Source organism: Crocosphaera sp. UHCC 0190 (genome assembly GCF_034932065.1).
In the GTDB taxonomy this organism is placed as follows: domain Bacteria; phylum Cyanobacteriota; class Cyanobacteriia; order Cyanobacteriales; family Microcystaceae; genus UHCC-0190.
Genome location: NZ_JAYGHP010000018.1, coordinates 49,614 through 63,732, shown reverse-complemented (window position 1 = coordinate 63,732; position 14,119 = coordinate 49,614). Strand labels below are relative to the sequence as shown.

The following is a 14,119-nucleotide window of genomic DNA, read 5'->3' as shown; positions in this document are numbered from 1 at the left end:
AACCCCCTCCCTAGAACAAATGAAGGCTGAAACCCTAATCAGCACTAACCCCATTGCTGCATGGGCGGATCTTTGTTTGGTTGAAGTTCCTGACAACAACATCTATGTGGGGTCAGCCTCTAAATCCCTTGATTTCTTCTTGTATGCCAGTTATCACAGTTATTGCTTAGAAAACGGCTTTAAGCCACTTAATAATGGACGATTCTCAAAATTACTTCATGATTTATTAGTCAACCAACTCAAAATCAACACCAAAAGGGGGCGTGACAAAAAAGGGTCATATTTCACTAATTTAGGGATTCGATCTTCGTTTGACAGTGAAAAATTATTGATAACTAAAGAATACTCTGCCGATGAGGGTGATGAAGGTAAGGTGACAGTAGGGATGACGGTGGAAACCCCCATAGGTGATAGTGGTGAGGGTGATGAGGGTAAATTACATAATAAGAGTTTTCAAACCTTATCCCCCCCACCAGACCTTGTTAGTACGGATAAGCCAATTGATCCTGTTCTTATAGATAAGGCAAATGATTCTGTTATTACAGATAAGGCAAATGATTCTGTTATTACAGATAAGGCAAATGATTCTGTTATTACAGATAAGGCAAATGATTCTGTTATTACAGATAAGGCAAATAATTCTGTTATTACAGATAAGGCAAATGATTCTGTTATTACAGATAAGGCAAATAATTCTGTTATTACAGATAAGGCAAATGATTCTGTTATTACAGATAAGGCAAATGATTCTGTTATTACAGATAAGGCAAATAATTCTGTTATTACAGATAAGGCAAATGATTCTGTTATTACAGATAAGGCAAATAACACACCTGTTAGTGGTAATAGTGAAACTGTAATAAAAAATCAGGATGTCCCCTCACCACCGTCACCACCAACACCCACAAAGGTTTCAGCCGTCACCCCTACCGTCACCCCACCATCATCTGATGCTGTCGCACTCGCAAAGCGAGACCAAGACCTATGGAAAGCGTAGCCGTCAAACTCGCGCGCGATGAGGAGTTACTAGAATTCCTAGAATATCTGAGAAATCTTGATGCCCCTTTCAAGGTTGGCATAAAAGCAGTCCCCTAGGTTGCAGCTAAGGGGACATCTTCAAAAAACTAATCTATTAGGAGTTTAACTCATGAATGAAACCGTTACAGTCACCTATTCCCTAGAGGAAATGTTCTCTAGGCTAGAAAACAAAATAGATAGCAACCAAAGAGAGACAAACGAGAAGTTTAAGGAGCTATCCCAAAAGATTGATAAGCAATCAGAAGAAATAACGACTATAAAAGCTACTTTACAGGCACAACAGCCATTAATACAGAAAATACCAGATTTAGCCTAAAAAGTAGGGGAATTAAAGAACGGTCGCCAGTTTGTGATCATTACTATAACTGCCACTGTTAGCGGTGTCATTGGTTGGTTTATTCGAGGGGGAAACCTAAAACCTTAACCATTTTTTTGATACAGGGTGGCCACCCTGTATCAAAAAAAACTAAAATTTAGTTAGTCAGAAAAAAAAATCCTCAAACGAACTATACAAATGGCATTAAGACCAGACCAAATCAGGGATATACTCGCTCAAAAGGAACGAAAATTCCTTGAAGAACAACTCATTAACAAGGCTAAATCTTGTCGAATGAAGACCGATGGCCAGGGCTTAACCCCTTCAAAAATGGCATCTATAGCCATATCTCAAGTATTTGACAGTGAAGACCGGATTTCCCTAGCACAATCCCTCAAACAACAATTAGATGAACAACTTGAGGCGATTAATAACGGTGACTTATCCAGTGTTGAGGAAATATTGACAAGTCAGTTAAATGTTCTCAATGTTATGTTTATGGACTATTCCATCAAATTGAACGCCTTAATTCAAGATGGGTTCTTAGTACAAGAAAGTACCTCAGATCAGGTGGAGAAGTTAAGCCAGTTAGTCATCAAACTGCAAAACCAGTCAACGAAAACGGCTAGAACTTTAACCGATCTTAAAAAACCCCGTCAAACCACGTTCATCAAAAAATATGTCAATCAGCAATTGAACCAACTGGTGACGGACGGCAAGATCCCCTCATCTCAATCGTTAGGAGAAGCGAAAAATGCCTCGATGGACAAAATCAGCAAAAAAATGCCAAAGCGAGTTAATCAAACAGTGGAAACCTTGGAATCATAGTACCGGGCCTCGCACCTCAGAAGGAAAACAAATATCTTCTCAAAATGCACGGAAATACGATAAAGAAATTCAAGCTCTCTTAAACTATGCCAAACAAACAAAGACTACCCTCAAGAAATTAAACGAGGAATTGATGGGGAAACTTCACGAGTATGGGCAACTAACCGACGACGATGATGATTGGTTTTTTAGTTGATATCGAGGTTTTATTTATCACAGAAAACGTGGCCAATTTTACCCTGTTTGTTAGTTGATAAAAGCCCTCGTATTTATCCCATCTTATCTTTGGCAAAATTCCCTGATGATTTCGTCAGCTTGATCGGTTTTTAAATGAGAATAATTAAAGCTCTGTTTTTGTCCATTGATACGACGTTTTGGGGGATGTTTCTTTTCAAGTTCTACAAATCTGTCCTTAATCCACATTGCCTGGGGGATTAAGTTTTTAATTAATTCCCGTTTCCCGAATTTCTCAGTTAACGGGAGAGCTAACAATCTATCTAAGTCTTTATCGGCGATCGCCTTTTTTAACTCTACCTCGGAAAGCTTGAATTTTTGTCCTTTGCTTTTTTTTGCCAACTCAACGTCATCACCCTCAATCCCTGTATCTGGGGGGCTTTCAGGGTTTTCTTTCGTCTCAGGTTCGGGGGACTCCTCAGATATTGCCTCTATAACGGGCTTATCTTCTGGGATGATGGTTTTATCCTGAATCTCGTTTGAAGTGGTTTCTAGCTTATCCTGAGAGGGGTGAGTTTCACTGTTATTTAGTACACTTGTCTTATTGTCCTCATTTTCAAGGGTATTTAGTGGCATTGGGGGATTATCATGAATTTTTGAGCTAATAATCTCATCCTCAAGCTTTTTTAGCCTCTCCAATACCTCCCCAATAATAGGAGAATCAGCGATCGCCTTACCCAAGTCTACCTGACTGTTTTGCTTAGTTAGGTTAGCTTGGTTAGGTAGGTTAGTATTTGTTAGGTAAGCATCAATTAACTCGTTGATCACATCATTGATAGTCCTCCCCTCACCCCTGACCTTGTTCTTAAACCGATCCCGTTTGTCGGGGTCAATCATCACGTTTAACTGGGTTCCTATGGTTGGCATCTTCTTAACTCCTAAGTATGGATCAGGATTGCTGAGATTTTCAGGATTAGCAGGATTAAGTTATTAGTTTCCCAATAGTTTCTCATCCTGTTTATCCTTTAATCTTGAGAATCTTGGTATTATCTAGGTTAACCTATAAAGGTTAGGTTGTGTAGGGGACGGGTTGACCTATCCCCAAGCATCGGTTTAACGGATGGTTAGACTATATTCGTCTGAATCCGAGAGGAAAGCCCAGTCAATGTCAGGGTTGTCCTTAATGGCTTTTTTAATCTCAGTCAGGCGCGGTGTTACCTCGACTTTCTTAAACTGGTCAGGTAATGCCTCGACTTCACAGTTAAGACAGACACGGGGTGGTTTACGTCTCAGGGATAATTTAGCGGTGGTTCCTTCAATCTTGGTTTTATTGGCCTTGGTCATGTGGTCAATTAAATAACCCCTTAACTTATCCGCTTGGTTTTGTGCCTGAGTAGCTAAGTCTCTTAACCGTCTATATTCTTGTTTCCTGGCCTCGGATAAGGACTCAAGATATCTGATGTAACCAGCAACAGCGATCGCCTTATCCTCAAACTTTCCTGAAGCTTCTAGCCATTTGGTAAAAGCAGCTTCTATCTGCTGTCCTCTTTCCCCCTCGGTCAATTCGTCACATTCTTGTATCTCTGAGATCCGGTTTTCTAGGGCTTCGATGTCTTGGGACAATTCCCACAGTTTAGATGTTGTCATGATGTTAGTTAGGTTTGGTTAGATAGGTTATGTTAGGGAGTGTAGGGACTCCCTAGATTGATTAAGCTTGTTGCGCTTTACGTTTTAGCCAATCTTCACGAGATATCTCCCCTTTTATCGGTTTATTCGAGCTAGATTGCTTAGGCTTATCTTTTCTCCACAAATCACGTCCTAAGCCGAACTTGGCACAACAACGTCTTAGGGACATAGCCTCGGCATTAGATGAAGGATCACCATATCCACTACAGTTAACTGATTCCGTTCCCGTAGCCATCATGGTTAGGTGTCTATCTTCCCCATGAATGGTTAGGACACCTATTAAGGTTAGGTTATTGCCAACTTGGTTGACATCCTTAATCGACCATTCCCAGTTACCCAGTCCACAACGGTTATCTAGAATCTCTGTGAGGTCATACCATGCCACATAGTCGATGCTGTTACCCTTGAGAGACTTCTGAGAGAGTAAATCATTGGGTATCGGTTGTTTTAATCGTTCGAGAATTTCAATCAGTGTCATGATCATTATAGGTTAGCTAGGTTAATAAGGTTAGGTAGTAGAATAAAACTACTACCTAGTGATTAATTAGAATTCATCGTTAGGGTCGAAAGCGTCCCAAGCTTGCTTGTAGACTCGCTTATAGGTAGGCACATCGACGGGTAACTTAAAGTCAGAGTAACAAGCGGTTTGTCCGTTTAAGGCATGGTGACGGGCTAGAACCTCAGCTAACCGTTCCGACAATTCTTGAATCTCAGTCTCGAAGAAATCAGGCTCAAGATCAGGGTCTTGTTGGGGTCGAATCTCCTCTTGTAAGTCAGCCAAGATATGATAGTAGGACATCTTTTTTACTCCTAAGTTTTGAAGGTGTTTAGCCTGTTAGTGGTGGTTCACTAGCGGGCCTATTTGTTTATGTGTCTATAATACTGTGTTAACACAGGCTTAGTCAAGATATAAATGATTAGGGTTACTTATTAGGTTAGGTAGGTTAGGTTAACTAATAATAATCAATATAATGTTTGCATTTCTGTGTTAACACAGTATTATAGGAATATAGACCAGAGGATAAGAAAATGATTAACCGCTACAAACCCACCGCATTAGAAAACAAGCTTTACACCGTTTCCCGTGCTGCTAGAATCTTGAAGCTAAAAAGTAACCAGATTGAGTTCGTTTATCCTTGTGAGGGTGGTTGTTTAATTGGGCTTTGGAATGATGCAGTCTTTATTAAAAAAGCTGATTTTTTGGGACTCTTATCAGGCGATCGCCGTCAACGCTCCAAGGCTTTAAAGGTTACTCAAGATTTATTTAGAAGTGAATTCTACCGAGTAAGAAACCATGATAAAAACTCGTTATATATGCTTGAATGCCATGATGATAATATCGAGTGTGAGTGTCAGGATTATAAGAATTTAGTCAACGATTTTGGTAATAGTAAAGTAGCCTGTAAGCACGTTTACGCCGTACTTTCAAAGCTTGGTTATGGGACTTTGAATGATTATATTAAAGGTCAAGAGAAACGATACGTCGAGCCAGAATACGGGACTTATTGTATGGCACAAGGTCACTATTAAAAGTAACAATCATCGGTGTTAAAGTCCGGCGGGGGGAGTTCACCTCGCATTCTTTTTTTGTCTAGTGCCTGATAAAGCTTGGCCCGCAGCAGTCCGGCCTCCCCTACCATTTTGAAACCTTCACAAGCGGGACAACGGACGGAACCTTTAATGCGCCCCGTCCCCTCACAATAGGGACAATCTTGGTTAGGTTGGTTAGGTTGGTTAGGCACTTAATCTGTCCTCTAATGCCTCTCCAATAACCTGCTTTAACCAGTCTGACTTGTCGGGAAGTTGGTTAATTTTCTCAATCATACTAATGGGTAGCCTAACCCCTAACACCTTAGTTTTTTCCTTGTCAGTGGGTAAAAATCGCTTAGTTTCAGGGTCAATTGTCACCCCATTGTTTAATCTAACCATGTGTTTAACTCCCAAGTTTATTTTTACTATAACACGACGTTAACACAGGTTTAGTTGACAGTAATAGACAAAGGGGACATAAAATAAAAGCAGTCCCCTGGCGGCAACCAAGGGGACATCAGAAAAAAACTAATCTATTAGGAGTTTAACTCATGAATGAACCCGTTACCGTTACTTATTCCCTAGAAGATGTCCTGAAGCGCATTGAGGACAAGCTAGACAGCAACCAAAAGGAGCTATCCCAAAAGATTGATAAACAATCAGAAGAAATAGGGGACATCAAGGTTAAATTGACGGCGGTTGAAACAGAACTAAAAGGAATGAATAAACGGTTAGAGAGGGTAGAAAACACCCAGGACACCCTAGTTAAAGAAGTATCTGACCTCAAAGGTTTTCGTTCTCTGATCCTCCCCATCATTGTTGGTGGCATTAGTGCCGTAATCGGGGCGATCGTCACGGTAGTGGCTAGATTGGCTTTCTTTACCAATAATCCTTAACCATTTTTAGGGTGGCCCGGCCACCCCCGATCAAGTATTGATAATGAATGTTTTCACTACTTCACCAATACATAACAACTGAAATGAGTACAAATGAGTAATTTAGTACCCTTAAATCCCAACCTAACCCATCTAACCCCCCTAACCAGCAAGACTGATTGGGATGTAGTTCTAAACGACTGGTTATCAACCAAGCGATCGCCACATACTCAACGGGTGTACCGGAAAGATATAGACAACTTCTTAACCGATGTCGGTATGAGTTTAGGAAAGTTTCTATCCGGTGACAGGTTTCAAGGTCATGAACTCGTTACCCGTTATAAGGGACAGATGATGACCAATAACTTAACCCCATCGACCATCAACCGACGGCTGGCCGCTATCAAAAGTTTAGTGTCCCATGCTTACCAATGTGGCCATACAGAGTTTACCCTAGAAACGGTTAAGAGTGAGAAAATGACCCAATACAGAGACACTTCAGGGATTGACATTGATCGGTTTAAGGATGTCCTCAATGGAATTGAAAGGTCTAATATCATTGGGGTGAGGGATTATGCTTTGTTGGTTCTACTTTGGTCGAATGCCCTAAGACGTTCGGAAGTGGCTAAGGCTAACGTCCGTGACTTTGACCCCGATGGCATGACCTTAAGGATATTTGGTAAAGGTCGAGGGACTGAGGCTGAGACGGTTTCTTTGGGTAAGGGGACGGCGATCGCCATAACTTCTTACCTTGAGATGAGGGGAGATGTTAAGCCCAATGACCCGTTATTCATTGCCCATAAACCTGGATACATTGGCCATCGTCTTCATACCAACTCCATATATAAGGTAGTCCAGAAACGATGTGAAGCTGCGGGCATTAAGAAGGTTATGAGTCCCCATCGGATCAGACATTCGGCTATTACTACGGCATTGGATAAGACTGATGGGGATGTTCGGAAAGTTCAGAAGTTAAGCCGTCATGCTAATCTCAACACTCTGATGATTTATGACGATAACCGTTTAAATGCCCAAAAAGATATGACTGAGTTGTTAGATAGCTTAATCTAACCATAAAAAACCATAATAAGGGTAAGGTACTGTATTAATTATCATTTACTCTTCCATAATTTTTATAACTCTGAGTGGCTTGACTTTTATATGAAACATCATCCTTAACTAAGCCCTTGTTATCCTATCTTAAGTTAGGTTTTAATAGATTTTGATAATACCTCTTGAATATTGGTTGCTACCTTATAATCAACGCCAAGTGCATCAAAATGGACTTTTCCACAATCACTTTTTAAGTTTTCGTCATTTCGACGTTTATCCCGATCTTGGGTACTTTTAGTTTCTCGCACAAGATAAAGTTTTTCATCATCTTCTAAGACAATCGCCCAATCAGGATTATAATCACCCAAAGGGGTAGGAACAACAAACCAACGGGGCAATTTACAAAAGAATTTAACGTTTTCGTTGGTGTCTAGCTTCTGGGCGATGTCTTTCTCGACTGAATACTGAAATGGGACGTAATCATAAGGAGTACGGTTATCTTGGCTTTGAACCTCATATAAATTCGATAAGTAACTCTGAATTTCTTGCTGTTCAAAAAGTCTCATTTCATACACTTGTCCTTGAAGTTGTTCATATTTGATACCGTCAACAACCATTTCTCGTAAGGCTCGATTAATGAGTTTAGCGGTTTCTGTCATAAAAACTTGAGGGTTTTGGGTAAATTCTTTAAGGCGTTTTGATTGTTTTAGAATTTCAACAAGGGTCGAACGAGTTAATTCGGTTTCTTGTTGCAGAGATTCTAAGATATCAGGTAAAGCATTAAAAGGTCGGACAGTTCTTGATTGAGTTGCTAAAGTTTCCCCTTTTTCTACACCTGCTTCTCTAATATGCACTTTACTTTTTTCACTGGTAATTTGTATGGCTTCAATCGTTGCCATTTTACTGATCTTTTCTACTGCTCTTTTAATCAGTTCTTCTGTTTTAAATTCAACAGAATAACGGGTTTTTTGTTTTATTTTATCCCAGAGGGTTTTAAAGTCTTCATTCAGTTCAATGCGTTTATTATAAGTTAGAGTTCTTCTTTCTCTGGCGTTAACCACACGATTCTTAAAGAGATAACGTTGAATTTTATCAGTAATAGCCCCTTGCATGGGTTCTAGTTCTGGGGGTAATTCAAGTTTAAATCCTGTTTCTTCAGGGTTAAATTTATCGGTTACATTGCCTTCATTATCAAGATAATCATAACTCACTAAGGTTTGCCATATTTCTTGTGATTTTTCTTGTCCAATTACATTGTCAGTATTTTCATCAATTAATCCGGCAAAAGCTATCTTATCAATTTGTCCAAATTTGAAGCCATCGCCTAATGCTTGTTCAATATCTGCTTGTAAACCTTCAGCATAGTCTTCAAAAGATTCATTTGCTATTACTGTTAATTTATTAATATTCTCATCATAGATTCTAACACCTTCTTGATTAACAGGAAGTCTTAAACCCCGTCCTAATGTTTGGCGACGTTCTCTCTCTGTGCCAATTTCTCTGAGGGTACAAATTTGAAAAACGTTGGGGTTATCCCATCCTTCTTTGAGGGCAGAATGGCTAAAAATAAAGCGTAAGGGTTCATCTATTGATAATAACCGTTCTTTATCCCTCATAATTAATTCGTAGGTTTCTTCATCTGGTTTAGTATTGCCTTTCGTATCTTTTAAACTAACAATTTTTCCTTGTTTCTTATCAACGGAAAAGTAACCATCATGAAGTTGTTCAACGGGATAAGAAATTAATCCTTTATAAAGTGGTTTTTGAATTAATTCTTGATAGGATTCTTCAAACCATTGGGCTAATTTACCTTTTTGGGGATTACCTTCATCATCATAATAACGATAATTGGCAACGGTATCAATAAAAAATAGGGAGAGAACTTTAATTCCTTGACTTTTAAATCGCTTCTCTTTCTTTAAATGTTCTTGTATCGTTTGATAAATTTGGGTTTTTAGGATTTCTTCTCCCATTCCTCCTATTTCTTGCTTTAGTTCGAGAAATTTTCCATTACTAAATTCTATATATTCAGCCCCTTTATCTGCACAAATATTACTAACAATATAGCCATCATAACCGCTTCGATTTGTATTTTGACTAATATCTATTCCTTGTTTTACTTTAATTTTTTTCTCTTTCGGTTTCCCTCTATTATCATCATGAATCGTAATAGTTGCTTGAGGGGTTTTAGAGTTTTTAGGATAACTAATAGCGTCTAAACGAATAAATCCTTGATTAAAGTTTGTTTCTGATTGAATAGAACTGACTTCAATTTGTTTGACCAATTTTAGGTCATAAGCTCGAATGGGGTCAAGTTTATAAAGTAAACGATAGGGATTAATATGAGTTGCAGAATATCGTAAACAAAATAGAGGATTAAGGTTACTAATGGCTCGTTTTGATTTAGAGGTATTATCTACACTTTGAGGCTCATCGATAATAACAATAGGACGGGATGCTTGAATAAACTCAATGGGTCTTCTTCCCGACATTTTATCCTGTTCTTGGTGAATAACATTTAGTTTTTTGCGGTCTTCTTCACTCAGTTGGTTATAATCTTCAATATCTCCTTTATCTTTTTGAAAGGCTTGGATATTAATAATCATAATCTGAATTTGATTATTAACAGCAAATTGGCGCACTTTAGAGAGGTCTTTAGAATTATATACAAAGTGGTCAAAGGGAACGTTATCATAGAGTCCATTAAAGTGTTCTCTCATAAGCTTAATAGACGATAAAACCCCTTCTCGAATAGCAACAGAAGGAACAACAATAATAAACTTTTTTAACCCATATTTTCGATTAAGTTCAAAAATTGTTCTTAAATACACATAAGTTTTGCCTGTTCCTGTTTCCATTTCAACGGAAAAATTAGGAAAGAAATAACCGTCATCAGGTTCAATAATGAAGTTAGATTTTTTGATAAAGTTTTCTTCTTGAATTTTGTGAAGATTGGTTAATAGTTGTTCGCGGTTATTCCAATCAAGAAATGATGGATTACTAATAACTAGGTCTTTTAATTCTTCTAAATTAAAAGAAAGTTGTTTCGTTTTGGGTTGAGCTTCTGGGATATCAAGGGTTAATTGTTCCGCATTATTAAAGATATCAAAACCATTTTGCTTTGAAAGTTGTGGAAAGCCTTCAAATAAGTCAATGACGGCATTTATAGCATCTCGTTGATAGTCTAGGTTTGATTCAAATTGGAGTTTCATCGGTGATGAGGATTCCTTTATTATTTTGTCATTGTAAACGATGGTGAAGCAATCTTAAAGGGATTAAGATGGTTACTATTCCATTTATAATTCAGTGTGACTTGGTAAGGGAATTTGATCTCCTTCATCATAAGCGGTTTCTAACCATAATGCTTTAGCTTCATTAATATTGTTAATGGTTTCTTCTAAGGTTTCACCTTGGGTTAGACATCCCTGTAAATCTTTAATTTCTGCAACATATCCCCCTTCGGATGCGGGATATAGGGTAATGGGATAGGGTAAATTGAGATAATAATCCAAAGATTGACTGTTAACTGATGAGTTGGTTATGGGTGTCATTTTAACTATTCTCTAAGTTTAATAAATCAAGAATTTTTTGGACATAAATGCCTTTGACTTTTTGGCCTCCCTTGAGAGGAATGGTAATTTGTCTTTTGTCAGGATGTCGAAAAATATGATGACTTCCTTTTACTCGTTTTTCTTCAAACCCAAAGGCTTCTAGTAAATAGCGTACCTCATCAAATTTGACTTCGGGAGGTTTTCTAAGGAATAATTCAATTAATTTTTCGAGCTTACCCATTGTAATATTATTATTATGTCATTGCGAGCCTTTTTTATTCTGTCATTGCGAACGATAATTAAGCAATCTTAGATAGCTTTGTACCTCGCAATGACTTAAACAGTACGGAATAGAATTTGTTGATGGGTATCTTTGCCTTGGTTATGTGCATTAAAGGTTTGCACTGCATTGGCTTTTAGTTGGTCATTTCTTTGAAATCCCTGGTCAAGACAGATAAATTGTAAGGGTTCTTTTTGGGCGATCGCATCAATTAAGTTACGGGTAATTTCATCTTCTAAGCAAATAAGTAATGCACCGTCTGAGATGGAATAAACGGTTTTATTAGCAAGGGTTAGGGTTTCTACTTTTTCGGTAGGCATAAAGCCAGATTTAAGCAATAATTCATATAAAATATCTTCTTGGGTAGCGGTAGGTTTAATATAGTCTATATGTAATTCGAGTTGTTTAATGAGTTCTCCTTCTTCAATTTCTGGGTCATTTCCTTGCCAAGTATTGAAGTTAGAGGCGTTGAGTTTGAGGACTTTAAACCCTAAGTCTAGTTGCGGTATTTCGTCTCTTAATTCAGGGATTTTACTTTGATTTTCTTGTTCTTTTTGGTCAAGTTCGCTTTGAATTTTTTGGATGACTCTACGGATTCTTTCTTTGCCAATATCGGCAATGGTATCATAACCTGCTTTTTTTGCTTCTGAGGTTTCTTCACAGGGTTCGGGAAGTTGTACCATAATAAATTTACGGTTGCCTCCGTCTTCTTTATTGAGGTCTAAAACGGCGTGTGCAGTGCTACATGAACCTGAGAAGAAGTCTAAAATAATATCTTGACTGTTACAAACAAGAGAAATTAATTCTATTAAAATTTCCTTATTTTTAGGAAAGCTAAAAACTCCTTTCCCTACCAAACTTTCAACTTCAAGTGTTGCTGAACGGCCATCTGCATAAAATACTGAAGAAAATGGCTCAAAACTTGTTTCATCTAAATAAACTTTACGATTAGGGATGGTCGTTTCATCAACTCCAAAATGAATTCTTGGCGGATTTTGCTCTAACGCCCATTTAGTTTTTTCTTCATCCCATCTCCATCCAGTTGAAGGTTTTTTGCAAGATTTTCCAGTGACGGGATGAAAAATATCATATCTTGGTCGGTTTTTTCTACCATCATCTGGCCCTGCAAAATCGGCTGCAAAGTATAATCCTCTATCATCTGAAAAATTATAGTGTTTGTGTGTGTTTCTAGGATCATTTTCGTTTAGATTAGAATACCAGTCTCTCATATATTTTCTAATGGTTTCATGTTCATTATTGAATTTGTTTTTAAGATTTTTATAATAAGATAGAACTTGATCTACACCTTCTTTCCGTTTCCTCCAGACACCTTTTTCTAATACTGATTGATAATTTTTAACATAAACTAAAATATATTCATGTATATTCGCTATTAATTTTGCATCTCCCTTTTTTGAACGTTGCCAAATAATTTGAGATACAAAGTTTTCTTCCCCAAATACTTGATTTAATAATAATTTTAACGATGAGACTTCAGCCTCGTTAATACTAATAAAAATAACCCCATCTTCCCGTAATAAATTCCTTGCTAAATAAAGGCGAGGATACATCATATTGAGCCATTTCGTATGAAAGCGTCCCTCATTTGCGGTATTCGTTGAAAACTTTTTCCCCTCATCATCAATTAACCCTGCATAAGCCAAATAATTCTCTAAACTATCCTTATAATCATCTGGATAAATAAACTCCTTCCCCGTATTATAAGGAGGGTCAATATAAATCATTTTCACCTTGCCATAATAGGACTTTTGTAGAAGTTTTAAAACCTCTAAATTATCCCCTTCAATAAATAAATTCTCTGTAGAATCAAAATTAACCGACTCATCCCGACAAGGTTTTAAAGTGGCATAACTAGGCTGTTGAATTAACCGTAAAGCCTCCTTTTTCCCCGGCCATTCCATGCCATAACGTTCTTTCCGACTCTCAAAAATATCACTAAACGTTCCTAATTCTGCCTTTAACTTTTCAAAATCAATAGACTCAATTAACTCCTCATTTTTATTATAAGTTTCTGTAAAAACAGAAGGAAATAATGCCTTTAACTTAGCACGATTAGCTTCCGCCATATCCATACTCGATAAATCGAATGCTTCAGGGGTTTTCGGGTTAGTTGTCATAGATGTTTCTCTTAGTTTACCAAATCACTTGAATATTAGATAAAGCCTGGATTTTTAAATCACGAGTAATCAAGGGTAACTGTAAATATAAAGCAGTAGCAGCAATAATTCTATCAGGCATTTCAGGGACAATAATTCTATCGATTTCTTGAAGGGTTAGAGCAATATTTTTATCCAAAGGAACAAGAAAAAGATTGCTCTTAGAACTTTCAATCGCTTTCAACACTCTAGTTAACACTTCATCAGCAATCCTTCCTTTTTCTACTAGATAAATAATCTCAATTAAAGAAATAGCAGAAAGATACATCAACTCATTATTATTAACAGCATTATCTAACCGAGTTAAAGCCTTATCCGATAGCCGATTTATGTCAAATACATACCAAATCAAAACATGGGTATCAATGACAATACCTGTCATGATAATAACTCCTCTCTCGGAAAATTAGACCACATTTCCTGTCGAGTTTCCTGTATTTCTTCTTCAGTAATATCAACTTTTAAGTCAGCACAAAGTCCCCTAATACTGGTTAAAGTAGGTTGACCTCTTGATTTTTCCGATAAAAAGTCAGCAAAATCTAATAATTCTTGTTGTTTATCTATTGGCAATTGCTTTAGTTTATCTAATAGTAATTGTTCTAGGGTCATCC

At 37.6% G+C, this 14,119-nt stretch carries 17 protein-coding genes and 2 pseudogenes; 7 read left to right on the top strand and 12 right to left on the bottom strand.

Features of this window, described 5'->3' with window-relative positions; translation table 11 throughout:
- The 4 genes and pseudogenes from VB715_RS19605 to VB715_RS19590 all read left to right on the top strand — a co-directional run.
- Positions 1 to 997 (top strand): annotated as a pseudogene (locus VB715_RS19605) (hypothetical protein); the annotation flags it as partial.
- Between the two features lie 150 nt (positions 998 to 1,147).
- Positions 1,148 to 1,462, top strand: a pseudogene (locus VB715_RS19600) (hypothetical protein).
- 90 nt (positions 1,463 to 1,552) lie between these two features.
- Positions 1,553 to 2,182, top strand: coding sequence for a hypothetical protein (locus tag VB715_RS19595; protein WP_323302886.1), 630 nt, complete (start codon positions 1,553 to 1,555; stop codon positions 2,180 to 2,182).
- Positions 2,109 to 2,378: a hypothetical protein gene (locus tag VB715_RS19590; protein ID WP_323302885.1), complete on the top strand. Its 270-nt coding sequence runs from the start codon at positions 2,109 to 2,111 to the stop codon at positions 2,376 to 2,378. The genes VB715_RS19595 and VB715_RS19590 overlap by 74 nt, the downstream gene beginning before the upstream one ends.
- Positions 2,379 to 2,461: 83 nt before the next feature.
- On the opposite strand, the gene VB715_RS19585 is transcribed toward VB715_RS19590, so the two are convergent.
- The 4 genes from VB715_RS19585 to VB715_RS19570 form a co-directional block, all read right to left on the bottom strand.
- Positions 2,462 to 3,283 (bottom strand): hypothetical protein, encoded by an 822-nt coding sequence (locus tag VB715_RS19585; RefSeq protein ID WP_323302884.1) that lies wholly within the window; start codon positions 3,281 to 3,283, stop codon positions 2,462 to 2,464.
- A 186-nt stretch (positions 3,284 to 3,469) separates the two neighbouring features.
- Positions 3,470 to 4,003, bottom strand: coding sequence for a siphovirus Gp157 family protein (locus VB715_RS19580; protein WP_323302883.1), 534 nt, complete (start codon positions 4,001 to 4,003; stop codon positions 3,470 to 3,472).
- Positions 4,004 to 4,064: 61 nt separating this feature from the next.
- Positions 4,065 to 4,520 (bottom strand): DUF1071 domain-containing protein, encoded by a 456-nt coding sequence (locus tag VB715_RS19575; protein WP_323302882.1) that lies wholly within the window; start codon positions 4,518 to 4,520, stop codon positions 4,065 to 4,067.
- Between the two features lie 66 nt (positions 4,521 to 4,586).
- On the bottom strand, positions 4,587 to 4,841 hold the full coding sequence (locus VB715_RS19570; protein WP_323302881.1) for a hypothetical protein: 255 nt from the start codon (positions 4,839 to 4,841) through the stop codon (positions 4,587 to 4,589).
- A 230-nt stretch (positions 4,842 to 5,071) separates the two neighbouring features.
- On the opposite strand from VB715_RS19570, the gene VB715_RS19565 reads away from it, so the two are divergent.
- Positions 5,072 to 5,572: a hypothetical protein gene (locus tag VB715_RS19565; protein ID WP_323302880.1), complete on the top strand. Its 501-nt coding sequence runs from the start codon at positions 5,072 to 5,074 to the stop codon at positions 5,570 to 5,572.
- Here the strand turns inward: VB715_RS19565 and VB715_RS19560 are convergent.
- Together VB715_RS19560 and VB715_RS19555 are read right to left on the bottom strand one after the other, a co-directional pair.
- Positions 5,569 to 5,784, bottom strand: a complete 216-nt coding sequence (locus VB715_RS19560) for a hypothetical protein (protein ID WP_323302879.1) — start codon at positions 5,782 to 5,784, stop codon at positions 5,569 to 5,571. The two genes, VB715_RS19565 and VB715_RS19560, sit on opposite strands and share 4 nt — an antisense overlap.
- Entirely contained in the window at positions 5,777 to 5,971 is a 195-nt protein-coding gene (locus VB715_RS19555) for a hypothetical protein (RefSeq protein ID WP_323302878.1), read from the bottom strand. The genes VB715_RS19560 and VB715_RS19555 overlap by 8 nt, the downstream gene beginning before the upstream one ends.
- Before the next feature lie 152 nt (positions 5,972 to 6,123).
- On the opposite strand from VB715_RS19555, the gene VB715_RS19550 reads away from it, so the two are divergent.
- Together VB715_RS19550 and VB715_RS19545 are read left to right on the top strand one after the other, a co-directional pair.
- Positions 6,124 to 6,468 carry a shikimate dehydrogenase gene (locus tag VB715_RS19550; RefSeq protein WP_323302877.1) on the top strand — a complete coding sequence of 115 codons (345 nt, stop codon included), beginning with the start codon at positions 6,124 to 6,126 and terminating at the stop codon, positions 6,466 to 6,468.
- Positions 6,469 to 6,561: 93 nt separating this feature from the next.
- Complete coding sequence (locus VB715_RS19545; RefSeq protein ID WP_323302876.1) at positions 6,562 to 7,518, top strand: tyrosine-type recombinase/integrase; 957 nt, start codon at positions 6,562 to 6,564, stop codon at positions 7,516 to 7,518.
- 134 nt (positions 7,519 to 7,652) lie between these two features.
- Here the strand turns inward: VB715_RS19545 and VB715_RS19540 are convergent, their stop codons facing one another.
- The 6 genes from VB715_RS19540 to VB715_RS19515 all read right to left on the bottom strand — a co-directional run bounded on the left by VB715_RS19540 (position 7,653) and on the right by VB715_RS19515 (position 14,117).
- Positions 7,653 to 10,712, bottom strand: coding sequence for a DEAD/DEAH box helicase family protein (locus VB715_RS19540; protein WP_323302875.1), 3,060 nt, complete (start codon positions 10,710 to 10,712; stop codon positions 7,653 to 7,655).
- 84 nt (positions 10,713 to 10,796) lie between these two features.
- On the bottom strand, positions 10,797 to 11,051 hold the full coding sequence (locus VB715_RS19535) for a type II toxin-antitoxin system HicB family antitoxin (protein ID WP_323302874.1): 255 nt from the start codon (positions 11,049 to 11,051) through the stop codon (positions 10,797 to 10,799).
- Between the two features lies 1 nt (position 11,052).
- Entirely contained in the window at positions 11,053 to 11,292 is a 240-nt protein-coding gene (locus VB715_RS19530; protein WP_323302873.1) for a type II toxin-antitoxin system HicA family toxin, read from the bottom strand.
- Positions 11,293 to 11,387: 95 nt separating this feature from the next.
- Positions 11,388 to 13,469 carry a site-specific DNA-methyltransferase gene (locus VB715_RS19525; RefSeq protein WP_323302872.1) on the bottom strand — a complete coding sequence of 694 codons (2,082 nt, stop codon included), beginning with the start codon at positions 13,467 to 13,469 and terminating at the stop codon, positions 11,388 to 11,390.
- Positions 13,470 to 13,485: 16 nt separating this feature from the next.
- Positions 13,486 to 13,890, bottom strand: a complete 405-nt coding sequence (locus tag VB715_RS19520; protein ID WP_323302871.1) for a type II toxin-antitoxin system VapC family toxin — start codon at positions 13,888 to 13,890, stop codon at positions 13,486 to 13,488.
- The gene (locus tag VB715_RS19515) at positions 13,887 to 14,117 is read right to left on the bottom strand and encodes a DUF2281 domain-containing protein (protein WP_323302870.1); all 231 of its coding nucleotides are present in this window, start codon (positions 14,115 to 14,117) and stop codon (positions 13,887 to 13,889) included. Before VB715_RS19515 ends, VB715_RS19520 begins: the two co-directional genes overlap by 4 nt.
- Positions 14,118 to 14,119: the final 2 nt, after the last annotated feature.